The organism is Blastococcus deserti, from assembly GCF_042682525.1.
GTDB lineage: Bacteria > Actinomycetota > Actinomycetes > Mycobacteriales > Geodermatophilaceae > Blastococcus_B > Blastococcus_B deserti.
Genome location: NZ_JBHUHP010000016.1, coordinates 16,496 through 32,793, shown reverse-complemented (window position 1 = coordinate 32,793; position 16,298 = coordinate 16,496). Strand labels below are relative to the sequence as shown.

General features: G+C 73.5%; 18 protein-coding genes. 17 read left to right on the top strand and 1 reads right to left on the bottom strand.

Translation table 11 applies throughout. The features are described 5' to 3' along the window. The first annotated feature begins 68 nt into the window (after nt 1-68). The 9 genes from ACFSHS_RS15825 to ACFSHS_RS15785 all read left to right on the top strand — a co-directional run bounded on the left by ACFSHS_RS15825 (nt 69) and on the right by ACFSHS_RS15785 (nt 8,407). A complete protein-coding gene (locus tag ACFSHS_RS15825) occupies nt 69-983 on the top strand; it encodes a branched-chain amino acid ABC transporter permease (RefSeq protein ID WP_376878112.1) in 915 nt (304 codons plus the stop codon). Then, nucleotides 983-2,815 carry a branched-chain amino acid ABC transporter ATP-binding protein/permease gene (locus ACFSHS_RS15820; protein ID WP_376878109.1) on the top strand — a complete coding sequence of 611 codons (1,833 nt, stop codon included), beginning with the start codon at nt 983-985 and terminating at the stop codon, nt 2,813-2,815. The genes ACFSHS_RS15825 and ACFSHS_RS15820 overlap by 1 nt, the downstream gene beginning before the upstream one ends. Continuing rightward, nucleotides 2,812-3,558 (top strand): ABC transporter ATP-binding protein, encoded by a 747-nt coding sequence (locus ACFSHS_RS15815; RefSeq protein ID WP_376878107.1) that lies wholly within the window; start codon nt 2,812-2,814, stop codon nt 3,556-3,558. Before ACFSHS_RS15820 ends, ACFSHS_RS15815 begins: the two co-directional genes overlap by 4 nt. 10 nt (nt 3,559-3,568) lie before the next feature. Further along, nucleotides 3,569-3,928 carry a histidine triad nucleotide-binding protein gene (locus tag ACFSHS_RS15810; protein WP_376878104.1) on the top strand — a complete coding sequence of 120 codons (360 nt, stop codon included), beginning with the start codon at nt 3,569-3,571 and terminating at the stop codon, nt 3,926-3,928. A gap of 106 nt (nt 3,929-4,034) precedes the next feature. Further along, nucleotides 4,035-4,856, top strand: coding sequence for an enoyl-CoA hydratase/isomerase family protein (locus tag ACFSHS_RS15805; RefSeq protein ID WP_376878101.1), 822 nt, complete (start codon nt 4,035-4,037; stop codon nt 4,854-4,856). A gap of 174 nt (nt 4,857-5,030) precedes the next feature. Then, entirely contained in the window at nt 5,031-6,131 is a 1,101-nt protein-coding gene (locus tag ACFSHS_RS15800; protein WP_376878098.1) for a PhoH family protein, read from the top strand. Between the two features lie 5 nt (nt 6,132-6,136). Next, nucleotides 6,137-6,640, top strand: coding sequence for an rRNA maturation RNase YbeY (ybeY, locus tag ACFSHS_RS15795; RefSeq protein WP_376878095.1), 504 nt, complete (start codon nt 6,137-6,139; stop codon nt 6,638-6,640). Further along, nucleotides 6,637-7,992, top strand: coding sequence for a hemolysin family protein (locus ACFSHS_RS15790; RefSeq protein WP_376878092.1), 1,356 nt, complete (start codon nt 6,637-6,639; stop codon nt 7,990-7,992). Before ybeY ends, ACFSHS_RS15790 begins: the two co-directional genes overlap by 4 nt. 82 nt (nt 7,993-8,074) lie before the next feature. Further along, nucleotides 8,075-8,407, top strand: a complete 333-nt coding sequence (locus tag ACFSHS_RS15785; RefSeq protein ID WP_376878089.1) for a cytidine deaminase — start codon at nt 8,075-8,077, stop codon at nt 8,405-8,407. A gap of 189 nt (nt 8,408-8,596) precedes the next feature. Here ACFSHS_RS15785 and ACFSHS_RS15780 read toward each other — a convergent pair whose 3' ends face one another. Next, a complete protein-coding gene (locus tag ACFSHS_RS15780) occupies nt 8,597-9,190 on the bottom strand; it encodes a hypothetical protein (RefSeq protein WP_376878086.1) in 594 nt (197 codons plus the stop codon). A gap of 128 nt (nt 9,191-9,318) precedes the next feature. Here ACFSHS_RS15780 and era point away from each other — a divergent pair, with 128 nt between their 5' ends. From era to ACFSHS_RS15740, 8 genes are all read left to right on the top strand, one after another. Next, on the top strand, nt 9,319-10,236 hold the full coding sequence (gene era, locus ACFSHS_RS15775; protein ID WP_376878083.1) for a GTPase Era: 918 nt from the start codon (nt 9,319-9,321) through the stop codon (nt 10,234-10,236). Further along, a complete protein-coding gene (recO, locus tag ACFSHS_RS15770; protein ID WP_376878080.1) occupies nt 10,233-11,024 on the top strand; it encodes a DNA repair protein RecO in 792 nt (263 codons plus the stop codon). The genes era and recO overlap by 4 nt, the downstream gene beginning before the upstream one ends. Next, complete coding sequence (locus ACFSHS_RS15765; protein ID WP_376878077.1) at nt 11,014-11,778, top strand: isoprenyl transferase; 765 nt, start codon at nt 11,014-11,016, stop codon at nt 11,776-11,778. The genes recO and ACFSHS_RS15765 overlap by 11 nt, the downstream gene beginning before the upstream one ends. A gap of 148 nt (nt 11,779-11,926) precedes the next feature. After that, nucleotides 11,927-12,652 carry a hypothetical protein gene (locus ACFSHS_RS15760; RefSeq protein ID WP_376878074.1) on the top strand — a complete coding sequence of 242 codons (726 nt, stop codon included), beginning with the start codon at nt 11,927-11,929 and terminating at the stop codon, nt 12,650-12,652. Nucleotides 12,653-12,799: 147 nt separating this feature from the next. Next, entirely contained in the window at nt 12,800-13,066 is a 267-nt protein-coding gene (locus tag ACFSHS_RS15755) for an antibiotic biosynthesis monooxygenase (protein ID WP_376878071.1), read from the top strand. 532 nt (nt 13,067-13,598) lie between these two features. Next, a complete protein-coding gene (locus ACFSHS_RS15750) occupies nt 13,599-13,898 on the top strand; it encodes a hypothetical protein (RefSeq protein ID WP_376878068.1) in 300 nt (99 codons plus the stop codon). Between the two features lie 224 nt (nt 13,899-14,122). Beyond that, the gene (locus ACFSHS_RS15745) at nt 14,123-14,641 is read left to right on the top strand and encodes a hypothetical protein (protein ID WP_376878065.1); all 519 of its coding nucleotides are present in this window, start codon (nt 14,123-14,125) and stop codon (nt 14,639-14,641) included. 149 nt (nt 14,642-14,790) lie between these two features. After that, entirely contained in the window at nt 14,791-16,227 is a 1,437-nt protein-coding gene (locus tag ACFSHS_RS15740; RefSeq protein WP_376878062.1) for a glycine--tRNA ligase, read from the top strand. Nucleotides 16,228-16,298 lie beyond the last annotated feature (71 nt).

The following is a 16,298-nucleotide window of genomic DNA, read 5'->3' as shown; positions in this document are numbered from 1 at the left end:
CCGGTCGGGGAACCGACCGGGCAAGGACCCCCGGACACCGGAACCGGATCCGGCGCAGACCGAACCGGGTGGCCGGGGCCCGCTTCCACGACGAGACGAGGACCGCTGTGCAGCAGTTGCTCAACGGCATCTTCATCGGGTCCATCTACGCGCTGTTCGCCATCGGCTTCACCCTGGTGTTCGGCATCCTGGACCGGCTGAACCTGGCCCATCCCGCGGTGTTCGCCGCGTCGGCCTTCGTGGGGATCGAGCTGGTGGAGCGCGGCGGGCTGTCGCTCTGGGCGGCCCTCCCCATCGTGTTCGTCTTCGGGGCCGTGGTCGGCCTGCTCATCGAGCGGCTGGCATTCCGGCCGCTCAAGGGCCGCGCCGATGCGCACTTCGCGGGGCTGATCTCCTCCATCGCCCTCGCCGGCATGGTGATCGCCCTGCTGCAGTGGCGGTACGGGCCCGACACCCGCCGGTTCCCGGCCGGGGCGTTCCCCGAGACCCGCTTCGAGGTCGCCGGCGCGCAGGTGACGCTGGTCCAGGTCGTCATCCTGGCCGTCTCGCTGGCGCTGATGGTGGGGCTGACCTACATGGTCACCAGGACCCGACTGGGGCGCGGGATGCGCGCCGTGGCGGAGAACCCGACGGCCGCCCGCGTGCTGGGCGTGAACGTCGACCGGATCACCGCGGTCACGTTCGCCATCTCCTCGGCGCTGGGGGCGGTCGCCGGCGTGCTGTTCGCCATCAACGTGAACACCGCCCAGCTCGGCATGGGGTCGGCCATCGAGCTCAAGGGGCTGGCCGTCATCATCGTCGGGGGCATGGGCTCCCTGCCCGGGGCGCTCATCGGCGGGTTGCTGCTGGGGCTGGCCGAGGTGTTCGCCGTCCAGTACGTCGGCTCGTCGTGGCGCGACGTCATCGCCTTCGGGCTGCTCTTCCTCATCCTCCTGCTGCGCCCGCAGGGGCTGCTGGGCGCCCGGAAGGTCAGGGAGGTCTGATGCTGCTCGAGTACGCGACCACGCTCACCTTCATCGCGCTCGGGGCGATCTTCGCCTACTCCTTCTACGCCGTGCTGATCGCCGGGCAGCTGAGCCTGGGCCAGGCCGGTTTCGCGTCCCTGGCGGCGTTCTCCGCCGCCAGCCTCGCCCCGAGTGGAACGGACGTGGGCGAGCTCCCCGCGCTGCTGATCGCGGTGGGGATCGGCATGGGGGTCGGCGCGCTGGCGGCCGTCGTGCTCGGCCTCCCCACGATGCACCTGCGGGGCGTGTTCCTCGCCATCGCCACCCTCGGCTTCGCCGAGGCGGTCCGCGTCGTGCTGCTCAACCAGGAGTGGACCGGTGGCGCGCAGGGGCTCGCGGTGCCGCGCATCCTCGACGTCGGGACGGCCTGGATCGTCCTGGCCCTCGTCGCCTACTGGTTCTGGCGGATGGGGCCCTCCCGGTACGGCCGGGCCCTGGAGGCCATCCGCGAGGACGAGCTCGCGGCCCGGTCCATGGGCATCGACGTGGGACGGCACCGGCTGTCGGCGTTCATCACCGCCGGTGCGGTGGCCGGCCTGTACGGCGTCCTCTTCGCCTACTACGTGCGGCTGATCGCCCCCAACGACTTCGACTTCACCGCCGCCGTCGAGGGCCTCGTCACCGCGGTGGTGGGTGGCTCCACGATGTTCCTGGGCCCGCTGCTGGGCAGCGGCTTCCAGACGATGATCCCGGAGATCCAGCGCGCCGTGGGGGTCGAGGCGGGGTGGATCCGGCCCTTCCTGGCCAGCCTGCTGCTGCTCGTCGTGATCCTCTTCCTGCCCGGCGGCCTGGCCAGCCTGATCCCGCGGCGGACGCGGCTGCCGGCCGGGCTCCAGGAGGACGAGGACGGCGGCCGCCCCTCGCACCTCGCGGCCCGGCGCCACCCGGCGGCGGGGGAGACGGTGGTCTCCCTCACCGGCCTCGGCAAGGAGTACGGCGGGGTGCACGCCGTGCGCGACGTGGACCTCGAGGTGCACGGCGGCGAGGTCGTGGGCCTGATCGGTCCCAACGGCGCCGGCAAGACCACGCTGGTCAACATGATCAGCGGTCTGGTGCCGCCGAGCTCCGGCTCCGCCACCGTGCTGGGCGTCCCGGTCGGCCGGACCCCGGTGCACCGGGTGGCCGCGGCGGGGGTCAGCCGCACCTTCCAGCACTCCAAGCTGTTCAACCGCCTGTCGGCACTGGAGAACGTCCTGGTGGGGGCGCACCTGGTCAGCCGCCCCACGTTCCTGCGCCGCCTGCTCTGGCTGCCCTCGGCCCGCCGGGACGAGCAGGCGGCGCTGGCGCAGGCGGCCCGGTGCCTGCGCCGGGTGGGGCTGGCCGACCTGGCCGGCTCCCGCGCCTCGGCCCTGTCCTACGGCGACCAGCGGCGCCTGGAGATCGCCCGGGCGCTGGCCTCGGAACCCTCGCTCCTCATCCTCGACGAGCCGGCCGCCGGCATGAACCGGGTCGAGGCCGCGAGGCTGTCGGACCTGATCAGGTCGCTGGCCGCGGACGGGTTGACGATCCTGTTCATCGAGCACAACGTCGGCATGGTCCTGGAGACCTGCACCCGGGTGGTCGTCCTCAACTTCGGCGAGGTGATCGCCAGCGGCTCCCCGGACGCGATCGCCGCCGATCCGGCCGTCATCGAGGCCTACCTCGGCACCGCCGACGACGAACCCGCCAGTGGCTCGATCGCCGAGGGAACCCTGCCCGACCCGACCGGGGGCGGGGCCGACGCAGCCGGGTCGGGTGCCGTCATCAACGTGGACCCGGGCGCGGCCGGAACCCTCGAGCCGCCGGAGACCACCCCGAGGAACGCGACATGAGCGACCCCATCCTGACCGTGGCGGACCTGCGGGTCAGCTACGGGCGCGTCGAGGCCGTGCGCGGCGTGTCCTTCGAGGCCGCGCGGGGGTCGCTGGTCACCCTCGTCGGCGCCAACGGGGCGGGCAAGTCGTCGGTCATCAACGCCGTCTCGGGCATGCTGCGGCCGGCGGGCGGCCGGATCACGTTCGAGGGTGCCGACATCACCCGCACACCGGCGCACAAGCTCGTGGCCCGCGGCCTGGTCCAGGTGCCGGAGGGGCGCCAGATCCTGGCCACCCTCACCATCGACGAGAACCTCCGGATGGGCGCGTGGCACGCCGGCGGCACGGCGCAGTCCACCATCGACGCCATGTACGACCGCTTCCCGGTCCTGGCCGAGCGCCGCGCGCTGCCGGCCGGTTCCCTGTCGGGCGGGGAGCAGCAGATGCTCGCCATCGCCCGCGCGCTGGTGGCCAGGCCGACGGTCATGCTGATGGACGAGCCCTCGATGGGGCTGGCCCCCAAGATCGTCGACGAGGTGTTCCGGGTCATCGAGGAGATCCGGGCCTCCGGGACCACCGTGGTCCTGGTCGAGCAGAACGCCCGGCGCGCGCTGCGGGCGGCCGACCACGGGTACGTGCTGCAGAGCGGGGCGGTGGTCCGCTCCGGTCCGGCCGCGGAGCTGCTCGCCGACGAGCGCATCGTCGAGGCATACCTCGGCGTCGACGGCGGCTCGGCGCGGCGGGGCGGCCCGCCGGAATAGGGTCGAGGCCGTGACGGACTGCCTGTTCTGCCGCATGGTCGCGGGCGAGATCCCCGCCGACGTCGTCCACCAGACCGACCGGGTGCTCGCCTTCCGCGACATCAACCCGCAGGCGCCCACCCACGTGCTGGTGATCCCCAAGGAGCACCACCCGACGATCGGCGCCCTGGCCGCCGCCGACCCGGCCCTGCTCGGTGAGGTGGTGTCCGGGGCGCACGCGGTGGCGCTCCAGGAGGGCCTGGTGACCGACGGCGGGGCGGAGCCCGGCTACCGCGTGGTCACCAACACCGGTCCCCAGGCGGGCCAGACGGTGCACCACGTCCACCTCCACGTGCTGGGCGGCCGCGGGTTGGGCTGGCCCCCGGGCTGACGCCCCGGCCGACGCCCCGGCCGACGCCCCGGCCGACGCCCCGGCCGACGCCCCGGCCGGCGTGGCCGCTTTGGCCGCGACGGGGGCGGGCTGACAGGGTGGACCCGTGACGCAGACCCCCGCCCCCGTCCGGATCGAGCGGGACGGCGACGTCGCCGTGGTCGTGCTCGAGAACCCGCCGCTCAACCTGTTCGACGGGCCGGTGTTCGACGCCCTGGAGGAGGTGGCCGCCCAGCTGGTCACCCTCACCGACCCGGCGGCCGAGGGCCGCGCCCGGGCGGTCCTCGTCGAGGCTCGCGGCAAGGTCGTCTCCGGCGGGGTCGACGTGACCTTCTTCCGGGACATCGCCGAGGGGCCCGAGCCGGCGCAGGAGGGTGCCCGGCTCTGGGCGCGGCTGCTGCGGGTGGCCCAGACCTTCGAGGACCTGCCGGTGCCGACGGTCTTCGCCGCCCACGGGCTCACGCTCACGGCGGCGTTCGAGCTGTCGCTGGCGTGCGACGTGCTGCTGGCGGCCGAGAAGGCGTCGTTCGGCCTGGTGGAGATCGTCGTCGGGCTGACGCCGTCGATGGGCGGGCCGCAGCGGCTCGCCGAGCGGGCGGGACCGGCGCGGGCGCGGGAGCTGATCTTCACCGGGGAGCGGTATCCGGCCGCGGTGCTGGAGCGGTGGAACGTGGTCAACCGGGTCCTGCCTGACGAGGGGTTCGCCGCCGCCGCCCGCGAGTACGCCCAGCGCGTCGCCGCCGGACCGACGGTCGCCCACGCCGCCACGAAGCAGCTGGTGGCGGCCGCGGTGCGCGGTGGCGCCCGCGCGGCCGACGCCCTGGTGCCGGAGGTCTCGGGGGGGCTGTTCGCCACCGAGGACCTGCGCGGGGCGGTCGCCTCGTTCCTCACCGACGGCCCCGGGAAGGCCAGCTACTCCGGACGGTGACCGAGCCGGTGCGGGCAGCGGTGCCCCCGGAGGGCGAACCGGCGATTCAGGATCCGCCACGCGGGTAGACTCGACCGGTCCGCAGTGCAGTGCGATCCCATCGCCGTCGCAGGAAGGCAGGGTCGAGGGTTCTTGCCCGACACCTCCCCGAACGTCCCCGTGCCAGAAGCCCCCATGTCGCGTGAGGCCTCGGCACAGGCCGCAGCGGCGGACGGCCACCCCGGCATACCGGCCCACCCGGGCGACCGGCCCGCCGCCGTCCGGGCCACGATCACCGTTCCCGAGTCCGTCTCGATGGTCGCCCTCCTGGGGTCGGCCGACGAGCTGCTGCGCCTGGTCGAGGCCGAGGTCGACGCCGACGTGCACGTGCGCGGCAACGAGATCGCGGTGACCGGCCAGCCGGCCGACAACGCCTTCGCCGTCAGCGTGTTCGACGAGCTGATCGCCCTGCTCGGCACCGGCCAGCAGCTGCGGCCGGACTCGGTGCGCCGGGTCATCTCCATGCTCAGGAGCGGTGGCTCCGAGCGGCCGGCCGACGTCCTGAGCCTGGACATCATCAGCCGACGGGGCCGCACCATCCGGCCCAAGACGCTCAACCAGAAGCGCTACGTCGACGCGATCGACGAGCACACGATCGTCTTCGGCATCGGCCCGGCCGGCACCGGGAAGACCTACCTGGCGATGGCCAAGGCCGTGCAGGCGCTGCAGACCAAGCAGGTCAACCGGATCATCCTGACCCGTCCGGCCGTGGAGGCCGGCGAGCGGCTGGGGTACCTGCCCGGCACGCTGTCGGAGAAGATCGACCCGTACCTGCGGCCGCTCTACGACGCGCTGCACGACATGGTGGACCCGGAGTCGATCCCGCGGCTCATGGCGTCGGGCACGATCGAGGTCGCCCCGCTGGCCTACATGCGTGGTCGCACGCTCAACGACGCCTTCGTGATCCTCGACGAGGCGCAGAACACCACCGCCGAGCAGATGAAGATGTTCCTCACCCGGCTCGGGTTCGGCTCCAAGATCGTGGTCACGGGTGACATCACCCAGGTCGACCTGCCCGGCGGCGCGCCGAGCGGCCTGAAGATCGTCCGCGAGATCCTCGACGGCATCGAGGACGTGCACTTCTCCAACCTCACGAGCTCCGACGTCGTCCGCCACCGCCTGGTCGGCAACATCGTCGACGCCTACGAGCGCTGGGACGCCACCCGGCAGGCCTCCGACCGACCCGGTGCCGGCGCACCGGCCCGGACGTCCCGACCGCGCCGGCAGGGGAGCTGACCGGCGTGCCCGTCGAGGTGGCCAACGAGTCCGAGATCGCGGTCGACGAGGCCGAGCTGGCCGGCGTCTGCCGGTTCGTGCTCGGTGAGATGCAGGTCAACCCCATGGCCGAGCTGTCGGTGCTCTGCGTCGACGTCGACTACATGAGCAGCCTGCACGAGCGGTGGATGGGGGAGAAGGGGCCGACCGACGTCCTCGCCTTCCCCATGGACGAGCTGGACACCGCCCGGCCCGACGACCCGGAGCCCGGTCCGGCGCTGCTGGGTGACGTCGTCCTGTGCCCCGCGGTGGCCGTCCGCCAGGCACGGGCCGCCGGCCACTCCATGGACGACGAGCTGGTCCTGCTGGCCACCCACGGCGTCCTGCACCTGCTCGGGTACGACCACATGGAGCCCGACGAGGAGAAGGAGATGTTCGGTCTCCAGCAGAAGCTCATCGACGGCTGGCGCGCGGCTCCGCGCGAGCCGGTGACCGGTGAGCCCGCGACCCGGGAGCCCGGTCCCCGATGAGCTCCGGTGCGATCACGCTGCTGGTGGTCGCGATCTGCCTCGTTCCGCTCGCCGGTCTCTTCGCGGCCATGGACGCCGCGCTCCAGCGCGTGTCCAAGGCCCGGGTCGAGGAGATGCGCCGCGAGGGCCTCAAGCGGGCCGACGCGCTGGAGGAGGTCGTCGCCGAGCGGGCCCGCCACGTCGCGCTGCTCCTCCTGCTGCGCATCGTCTGCGAGATGGTGGCCGCGGTGCTGGTCACCGTCGTGCTGTACGACCTGTGGGCAGGTGGCTGGCGGACGTTCCTCACCGCCGCCGGGGTGATGACCGTCGTCAGCTACGTGCTGGTCGGCGTCGGCCCGCGGACCCTCGGCCGTCAGCACGCCTACGGGGTGGCGCTCGGCACCGCGGGCGTGGTCCGGCTGCTCGGCCGGGTCCTGGGCCCGGTGGCGACCCTGCTCATCTTGATCGGCAACATGATCACGCCCGGCCGGGGGTTCCGCGACGGCCCGTTCTCCTCCGAGGTGGAGCTGCGCGAGCTGGTCGACCTGGCCGAGGAGCGCGGGGTCGTGGAGTCCGGCGAGCGCAACATGATCCACTCCGTCTTCGAGCTCGGCGACACCATCGCCCGCGAGGTCATGGTCCCGCGCACCGACGTCGTGTGGATCGAGCGCACCAAGACCGTGCGCCAGGCCCTGGCGCTCGCCCTGCGCAGCGGCTTCAGCCGCATCCCGGTGATCGGCGAGAACGTCGACGACGTCGTGGGCGTGGTCTACCTCAAGGACCTGATCCGGCGCTCGCAGAACACCCAGGAGCGCAACGGCCCGCGGGTCGAGGAGCTGATGCGCCCGCCGACGTTCGTCCCGGAGTCCAAGCCGGTCGACGAGCTGCTGCGCGACATGCAGGCGCAGCGGATCCACATCGCGATCGTGGTCGACGAGTACGGCGGCTTCGCCGGCCTGGTCACCATCGAGGACATCCTCGAGGAGATCGTCGGTGAGATCGCCGACGAGCACGACGCCTTCCAGCGCCCGCCGGTGGAGGAGCTGGCCGACGGCTCGGTCCGGGTGACCGCGCGGCTGCCGGTGCAGGACCTCGCGGAGGTGTTCCCGGACGTGGACCTGCCCCAGGACGACGACGTCGAGACCGTCGGCGGCCTGCTCGCCCGCGAGCTGGGCCGGGTGCCGATCGAGGGCGCCTCGGCCGAGGTGGCGGGGCTGCGGCTGGTGGCCGAGAGCACGGGGGGACGCCGCAACCGCATCGACACCCTCCTGGTCAGCCGCGTCGCGGAGCAGGCCGAGGACGACGCCGAGTCCCCCGCCGCCTCGGGGCGGGGGGCCACCCGCTACGAGGAGCCGGCCCCCGTGGAAGGCTGAAGAAGGACCCTCCTGCCCCCCGCTGGCACGCTCGCGGCGGGCCCCTGCAGGAGGGCCGCTTCCGGTCGGCGAGGATTGCTCTGTGCCTGATCTCCAGTCCGAGGACGCCAAGCTCGTCACGCTCGCCCGCTCCGCCCGCGGCCGGACCGGTGCGCCCGAGGGCGCGGCCGTCCGCGACACCGACGGGCGCACATACCTGGCCGCCACGGTGTCCCTGCCGTCGCTGAAGCTGTCGGCGCTGCAGGCCGCGGTCGCCGCCGCCGTCTCCAGCGGGGTCGAGGGGCTGGAGGCCGCGGCGGTCGTGTCGGCCGACGAGGCCGTGGAGGCCGACGGGCTGGCCGCCGTCCGCGACCTCACGCCGTCCGCCCCGGTGCACCTCGCCGGCCCCGACGGGAGCCTGCGCACCACCGTCTGAGCGCCGTCAGCCGTCGAGGCCGACGCAGCGCTGATGGGCGGGACGTGCCGCAGCCGTGCGGTCGCGGACGCCGAGCTGTCGGCCGGCCCTGCGCGCGGAAGCGTCCGTTCGGCCAGGGCGGCGCGGACATGGCCGGTACAGCCGCTGTACCGACTCCCCGGTCCGGGATGTGCCGGGTCGTGCCGGGGGCTAGCTGCGCCGCGTCGGCGCCTGCAGCGGGTGGTCGAGCGCCTCGGCGAACGCCTCGGGATCGCGGATCCAGCGAGTGCACGCCTGCTCGGTCGCACCGTCGTCGGCCAGGTGCCGGACAGCGACGCGGGTGCGTCCCGGCAGCCACCCGCCGCGCCCGGCGGCTGTTGGCCAGCCTGGCGGGACGGCGCCCACCCGCACCTCGCGGACCAGCACGAGAGGGACGATCGACTCCGGCTTCGTCCGGGTCGCCGGGACGTCGGTCGAGACCCCGTGGTCGGTCACGGTGAGCCGGCCGACGTTGAGGACCAGCACGATCAGCCCGGCGCCCACGGCGAGCGGTGCCTCGTCGACCATCGCCGTCCAGCCGCCGCCCCAGGCGAAGACCCCCAGCCAGATCGCGACGATGCCGAGGACCACGCCGACCGGTACCGGACGCGGCGGGTCGTACTGCCAGTAGCGCAGGGGCGCGGGCACGACCGTGGCGGACGGACGCGGCCCGCGGCCGGCGAGGAAGCCGTAGCCGCGCAGCTGCTGCTCGTGCAGGCGACGCTCGCCCGCCGCGCGCCCGCCGAGTCCCTGGTGCCGCGTCATGTCCCGATCATCCCAGCCGCCTCGCCGGGTGGTGCGCGTGCTCCTGGAGTGCCGCCGGACCCGGGCGGCGCCGGCAACACCTCGGGGACGGGGCCGGTCGTGTCGGACGCCGGTGGGAGACTGGGTCCGTGAGCAGCCCCGATCAGTCGCCGCACCGCAGCGGCTTCGCCTGCCTGGTGGGCCGCCCCAACGCCGGGAAGACCACGCTGACCAACGCGATGGTCGGCGAGAAGGTCGGCATCGTCAGCAACCGCCCGCAGACCACCCGGCACGCCATCCGCGGCGTCGTCCACCGGCCGGGCGGGCAGCTCGTGCTCGTCGACACCCCCGGGCTGCACAAGCCCAAGAGCCTGCTCGGCCGGCGGCTCAACGACGTCGTCCGGGACACGCTGTCCGACGTCGACGTGGTCGTGTTCTGCATCCCGGCCGACCAGCCCGTCGGCACCGGTGACCGGTTCATCGCCCGCCAGCTGCGGGAGGTGAAGGCACCGGTGGTCGTCGTGGTGACCAAGACCGACGCCGCGTCGAAGAAGCAGGTCGCCGAGCAGCTGATGGCCGCCAGCCAGCTGGTGGAGGCCGCCGAGGTCGTGCCGGTCAGCGCGGTGCGCGGTGACCAGGTCGAGCTGCTCGAGGACCTGCTGATCGGCCTGCTGCCCGAGGGCCCGCCGCTGTACCCGGAGGAGCAGACCACCGACGAGGACACCGAGCGCCAGATCGCCGAGCTGATCCGCGAGGCGGCGCTGGAGAAGGTCTTCCAGGAGGTGCCGCACTCCCTGGCCGTGACGATCGAGGAGCTCGACCGGCGGCCCGACCCCAAGCGGCCCGACGGCGAGCTGGTCGAGGTGCACGCCCTGCTGCACGTCGAGCGGCCGAGCCAGAAGCCGATGCTGCTGGGCAAGGGCGGCTCGATCATCAAGCAGATCGGCACCGAGGCGCGGCAGGGCATGGAGACGCTGCTCGGCGCCCGCGTCCACCTCGACCTGCACGTCACCGTGCTCGGGGAGTGGCAGGACGACCCCAAGAAGCTGAACAGGTTGGGCTATTGAGTACGACACCGAAGTCGCTCTACCGCGACGATGGCATCGTCCTGCGCACCCAGAAGCTGGGGGAGGCCGACCGGATCATCACGGTCCTCACCCGCCGGCACGGCAAGGTCCGCGCGGTCGCCAAGGGCGTGCGGCGCACCAAGAGCAAGTTCGGCTCCCGGCTGGAGCCGTTCAGCCACGTCGACCTGCAGCTCTACACCGGCCGCAACCTCGACATCGTCAGCCAGGCGGAGTCCATCCGCTCCTACGGCAACGACGTCGTCGACGACTACCCGGCCTACACCGCCGGCACCGCCGTCCTGGAGACCGCCGACCGGCTGACGTCGGAGGAGAAGGAGCCCTCGCTCCGGCTCTTCCTGCTGGTCGTGGGCGCGCTGCGGTCCCTGGCCGAGCGCAGTCACCCCGCCGGCCTGGTGCTCGACGCCTTCCTGCTGCGGGCCATGTCGGTGGCCGGGTGGGAACCGGCCCTCACCGACTGCGCGCGGTGCGCCGAACCCGGCCCGCACCGCCACTTCTCCGTCCCCGCCGGGGGCACTGTCTGCCCGGCGTGCCGGCCCACCGGCTCGGCGATGCCGAACCCGGTCACCATCGAGCTGCTCGACGCCCTGCTGACCGGCGACTGGAACCGGGCCGAGGCGTCCCAGGGCACCAACCGCCGCGAGGGCAGCGGCCTGGTCGCGGCCCTGCTGCAGTGGCACCTCGAGCGCGGGCTGCGCTCGCTGCCGCTGGTCGATCGCTCCGATCCGACGGCGTCGCGCCGGGAAGCGAGCCTGCTGCGTGAGGCGTGAGGTGAAGGCCCCGAACCCTCATCCCTCCGGGGCCCGCCCGCCGGAGCTGCCGAAGGACAGGATCCCCGGCCACGTCGCGATCGTCATGGACGGCAACGGCCGCTGGGCCAAGCAGCGCGGCCTGCCGCGGACGGCGGGGCACGAGGCGGGGGAGTCCTCGCTGTTCGACTGCGTCGAAGGCGCCATCGAGCTGGGCATCGAGGCGATCAGCGCCTACGCCTTCTCCACCGAGAACTGGCGGCGCAGCCCGGAGGAGGTCCGCTTCCTCATGGGCTTCAACCGCGACGTCATCCGCCGCCGCCGGGACGAGATGCACGAGCTGGGTGTGCGGGTGCGCTGGGCGGGCCGTCGTCCCCGGCTCTGGCGCAGCGTGATCAGGGAGCTGGAGGTCGCCGAGGAGCTGACCCGCGACAACGACGTCCTGACGCTCACCATGTGCGTCAACTACGGGGGGCGCGCCGAGATCGCCGACGCCGCCGCGGCCATCGGCCGCGAGGTGGCCGCCGGCCGGCTGAACCCCGACCGGATCGACGAGTCGACGGTGGCCCGGTTCCTCGACGAGCCGGACATGCCCGACGTCGACCTGTTCGTCCGCAGCTCCGGGGAGAACCGGACCAGCAACTTCCTGCTGTGGCAGTCGGCGTACGCGGAGTTCGTCTTCCTCGACACGCTCTGGCCCGATTTCGACCGGCGGCATCTGTGGGCCGCGTGCGAGGAGTACGCGTCGCGGCAGCGACGGTTCGGCAGCGCCTGAGAAGCGTCCTGCCTCACCGCCCGAGGCTCGGGGCGGGTTCCTGCGGGGGACGCGCGCCGTATCCCGTTGGCGGGGGAGCGGCTCCTCACTACGGTGCCGTCAGCCGGCGAGCACCGCCTTCCTGCGCCGCCCAGAGAGCCGACACGACATGACCCAGCCGCCCGGACCCTACGGCGACCCCTACGGCCGGCCGGACCCCTACGGTCCGCCCGCTCCTCCCGCGCAGCCCGGCCCCTACGGCCCGCCGAACCCCTACGCGCACCCCGGTCCCTACGGCCCGCCTCCGCAGGCACCGCCCCCTCCGCAGGGGAACCTGCTGCCCTGGCTGATCCTCGGCGCAGCGGTGCTGCTCTCCGGCATCGGCGTCCTGCTCGTGCTCCTGCTCGGCGGCGGCGACCGGGCGAGCGACGACCGGAACGACGCCACCGCGGCGTCGAGCTCGTCGGCGTCCCCCCCGACCTCCGCCGAGCCCGAACGGGAGCCGGTGGGCGACCTCCCCGGCGGTGCCCAGGTGGCCGAGCCCACGGTCAGCGCCGGCGGCGCCTTCCCCGGCTCGGACGGCGTGGCGCTCACCTGGGTCAAGGCCATGGCCGAGGGCGACTTCCAGACCGCGTACGACCTCTCCTGCGTCGAGGTGCAGCAGGCGGCGACGGCCGCCGCGGCAGGCGGCGACCCCGCCTACGAGCTGGCCCGGTACTTCTACGAGCAGACGCTCGGGGGAGTCGGGTTCACCGAGGGCACCTTCGACAGCATCCAGTACGACGACGTGACCGGTACCGACATCGGCGCCTTCACCCTCGCCCTGGACAACGGCGAGACGTTCACCCTGCTGGTCTACGTCCAGGAGGACCTCACGGTCTGCGACTTCGCCTGAGCCGGCTCGCCGACGCACCGCCCCGGCGGTGCGTCGGCCCGTGGCGCGTCCGCCCCGCTCGACGGCTGCCACTGCACCGTGGTCGCCGGCCGGCATGGCAACGTCTGCGGGTGGAGGCCGGATGGACGGGAGATCACGGTGTTCGCAGTGACGCGGCTTCGAGTCGCGGGACATGACGGCGAGGCGCTGGCCGCCGCGGTGGCGCCGCTGCTGGCCGCCCTGTCGGCGCGCCCCGGCTTCCAGGACGGCGAGCTCGGGCATTCCGTCGACGACCCCTCGCTGTGGGCCCTGGTCACCCGCTGGGACGGCGTGGGCTCCTACCGCCGGGCCCTGTCGGCCGCCGAGGTGAAGATCGCCGGGGCGCCGGTGTGGGTGCACGCCCTCGACGAGCCGGGTGTGTACCTGACCGACTGACGGGCTCCCGTCCCGTCCCGGGTCCTACCTGTGGACAACGGGAACACGCGCTGCGCCGCGCGGCCATGATCACGGTGCCGGGCCGCCGCGAGCCGACGGTGCGGCCGGAAGCAGGACCCTGCTCCCGCGCGCGAGAAGGGACCGCCGATGACCCGCCCTGCCGATACCGCACCGCGTCGCTGTCCGGCCCGACGCCGGACCGCACGCCGGTCGAGGGCCCGGCCCGTGGCAGCACGGCGGGGGTGGACATCCTCACGGCGGGTTCGGCCACGAGCTGTCCGGACCCGCGCCGGCCTTCCCGGCCCCGGACTCCGCCGACGTCGCCGCATCCCGTCGGCGCGGGCCGCGTCTCGTCACCGTCCTCCTCCTCGCCGTCGTCGCGCTGGGCGCCGGGGCGGGGGTCCTCGCCGTCCACGGCAGCCCGGACCGCCCGGCCGTCGCGGTGCCCGCCCCGGCCACGGTGTCTCTTCGGTCCGAATCCGCTCTTCCGCCGGCCGCGGGAAGCGGCGGGGTGGCGGGGGACCGATCGAGCATGCGGGCCGCCGCGGCCTGGGTAGAGGCCCTGGTCCAGGGCGACAGCGATACGGCCCGTCTCATGCTGTGCACGGGCGGCCTCGACGCGTTTCCCGACGGGCAGGCGCTGCAGGCGGAGTTCGACCGCGTCGCCGGCGGCGGGGAAACGGCCCCGTCGATCGTCGGGGTCGAGCGGAGGGGCGATCGGGACCGTGTCCTGTTCGTGGGCAGAGACGCGAGCGACGGACCCGTCGCCTTCCGCGTCTCCGTGCTCGTCGCTCCCTACGGCCGCAGCATCTGCGGCTTCAGCGCCGCGTGAGGGGCGCCCACCCGGGGCCGGATCGAGATCGACCCCCCGGATCGCCGACGTCGTCGGAGGACCTCGAGTCGTCGGAGCACCTCGAGCGCCACCCGCTGCCGCCGCGCACCTGATCGGTGCGGGCGAGAGACGACCTCCAACAGGCTTGGGCGAGGCGTGCCCGGGCACTCCACAACGGGCGGTCGCCACAGGGGGCGCCGCACCAGGTGCCCGGAGGAGGCGTCATGACCGACCGCCCGCGCGACGACCGGCCTCGGTCCCCTTCCGAGAGCATCGCCGACCCGACCCGGGACATCCGGCTGCCGCCGCTGCCCGACCGTCCGGCTCCGGACCTGCCCCGCGGGTGGGCGGCCCCGGCTCCTGCTGCCCAGCCGGCCGGCCCCGACCTCTCCTGGCCGCCGCCGGACCCCCCGGACGGCGTTCCGGTCCGCTCCGGCTCCGACCTCTCCTCGCCGCCGCCGGACCCCCCGGACGGCGTTCCGGCCCGTCCCGAGGGCGTGGCGCTCGCCGATCAGCCGACCGACCAGCTCGGTGGTCCGGCTCCGGCCCGGCAGAAGACCCTCGCGTTCGAGCCGGCGGAGCCGCCGCACGGGCTGGTCCACGCCGGTGCGGCCGCGGGGCCGGCGCACCGGTCCGCGGACGTCCGCGGCCGCCGGTGGCCGTGGGTGCTGCTGACCGTGCTGCCGGTCCTCGTCATCCTCGGCGCCGGGGTGGCCTGGCTGCTCCTGCTCCGCGGCGTCTGAGGCCGGCGGTCGTCCGGGCATCGGCGGCCGCGTCGTCCCGCGGCGGACGCCGACCTCCGCACCGGTCGGGACCGCTGTCATCGGTCCCGTGCGGCGGCCAACTACCGTGGGCGGGTCAACCGCCGACCGCCAGCCGGATGGAGCCTCCCGTGGCCAGCCCCACGAACACCGAGTCCGCCGCCAACGCCGACTCGACCCCGAAGCGCGACCCGCAGCGCCTCGACAAGGTCGTCAACCTCTGCAAGCGACGGGGGTTCGTCTTCCCGTCGGGCGAGATCTACGGCGGCACCCGTTCCGCGTGGGACTACGGGCCCCTCGGCGTCGAGCTGAAGGACAACATCAAGAAGCAGTGGTGGCGCACCGTCGTCCAGAGCCGCGACGACATCGTCGGCCTGGACTCGTCGGTGATCCTGCCGCGGCAGACGTGGGTGGCCTCGGGTCACGTCGGCGTCTTCACCGACCCGCTGACGGAGTGCCAGAGCTGCCACAAGCGGTTCCGGGCCGACCACCTCGAGGAGGAGTTCGAGGCCCGCAAGGGCCGGGCACCCGAGAACGGCCTGGCCGACATCAGCTGCCCGAACTGCGGCACGAAGGGCGCGTGGACCGAGCCGCGCGACTTCAACATGATGCTCAAGACCTACCTCGGCCCGGTCGAGGACGAGTCCGGCCTGCACTACCTGCGTCCGGAGACCGCCCAGGGCATCTTCGTCAACTTCGCCAACGTGATGGGCGCGTCCCGGAAGAAGCCACCGTTCGGCATCGGCCAGATCGGCAAGTCGTTCCGCAACGAGATCACCCCGGGCAACTTCATCTTCCGGACCCGGGAGTTCGAGCAGATGGAGATGGAGTTCTTCGTCGAGCCCGGCACCGACGAGGAGTGGCACCAGTACTGGATCGACGAGCGCACCCGCTGGTACACCGACCTGGGCATCGACCGGGACAACCTGCGGCACTACGAGCACCCGAAGGAGAAGCTGTCGCACTACTCGACGCGCACCGTCGACATCGAGTACCGCTTCGGCTTCCAGGGCTCGGAGTGGGGTGAGCTCGAGGGCATCGCCAACCGCACCGACTTCGACCTGAAGACGCACTCCGAGCACTCCGGCGCCGACCTCACCTACTTCGACCAGGCGACCAACACCCGCTGGACGCCGTACGTCATCGAGCCGGCGGCCGGCCTCACCCGGTCGCTGATGGCCTTCCTCATCGAGGCCTACACCGAGGACGAGGCGCCCAACGCCAAGGGCGGCGTCGACACCCGCACGGTGCTGCGCCTCGACCCGCGGCTGGCTCCGGTGAAGGCCGCCGTCCTGCCGCTGTCGCGCAACGCCGACCTCTCGCCGAAGGCCCGTGACCTGGCCGCGCAGCTGCGACAGAGCTGGAACGTCGACTTCGACGACGCCGGCGCGATCGGCCGTCGCTACCGCCGTCAGGACGAGGTCGGCACACCCTTCTGCATCACCGTCGACTTCGACACGCTCGAGGACCAGGCGGTGACCATCCGCGAGCGGGACTCGATGAGCCAGGAGCGGGTCGGGCTGCACCAGGTCGAGAGCTACCTCAAGGCCAAGCTCCCCGTCTGCTGAACGCAGCTTCCGGTACAGAAAGCTGGGCGCCTCCGCGCAGCTTTCTGTACCGGAAGCGGGGCCGCCTACCC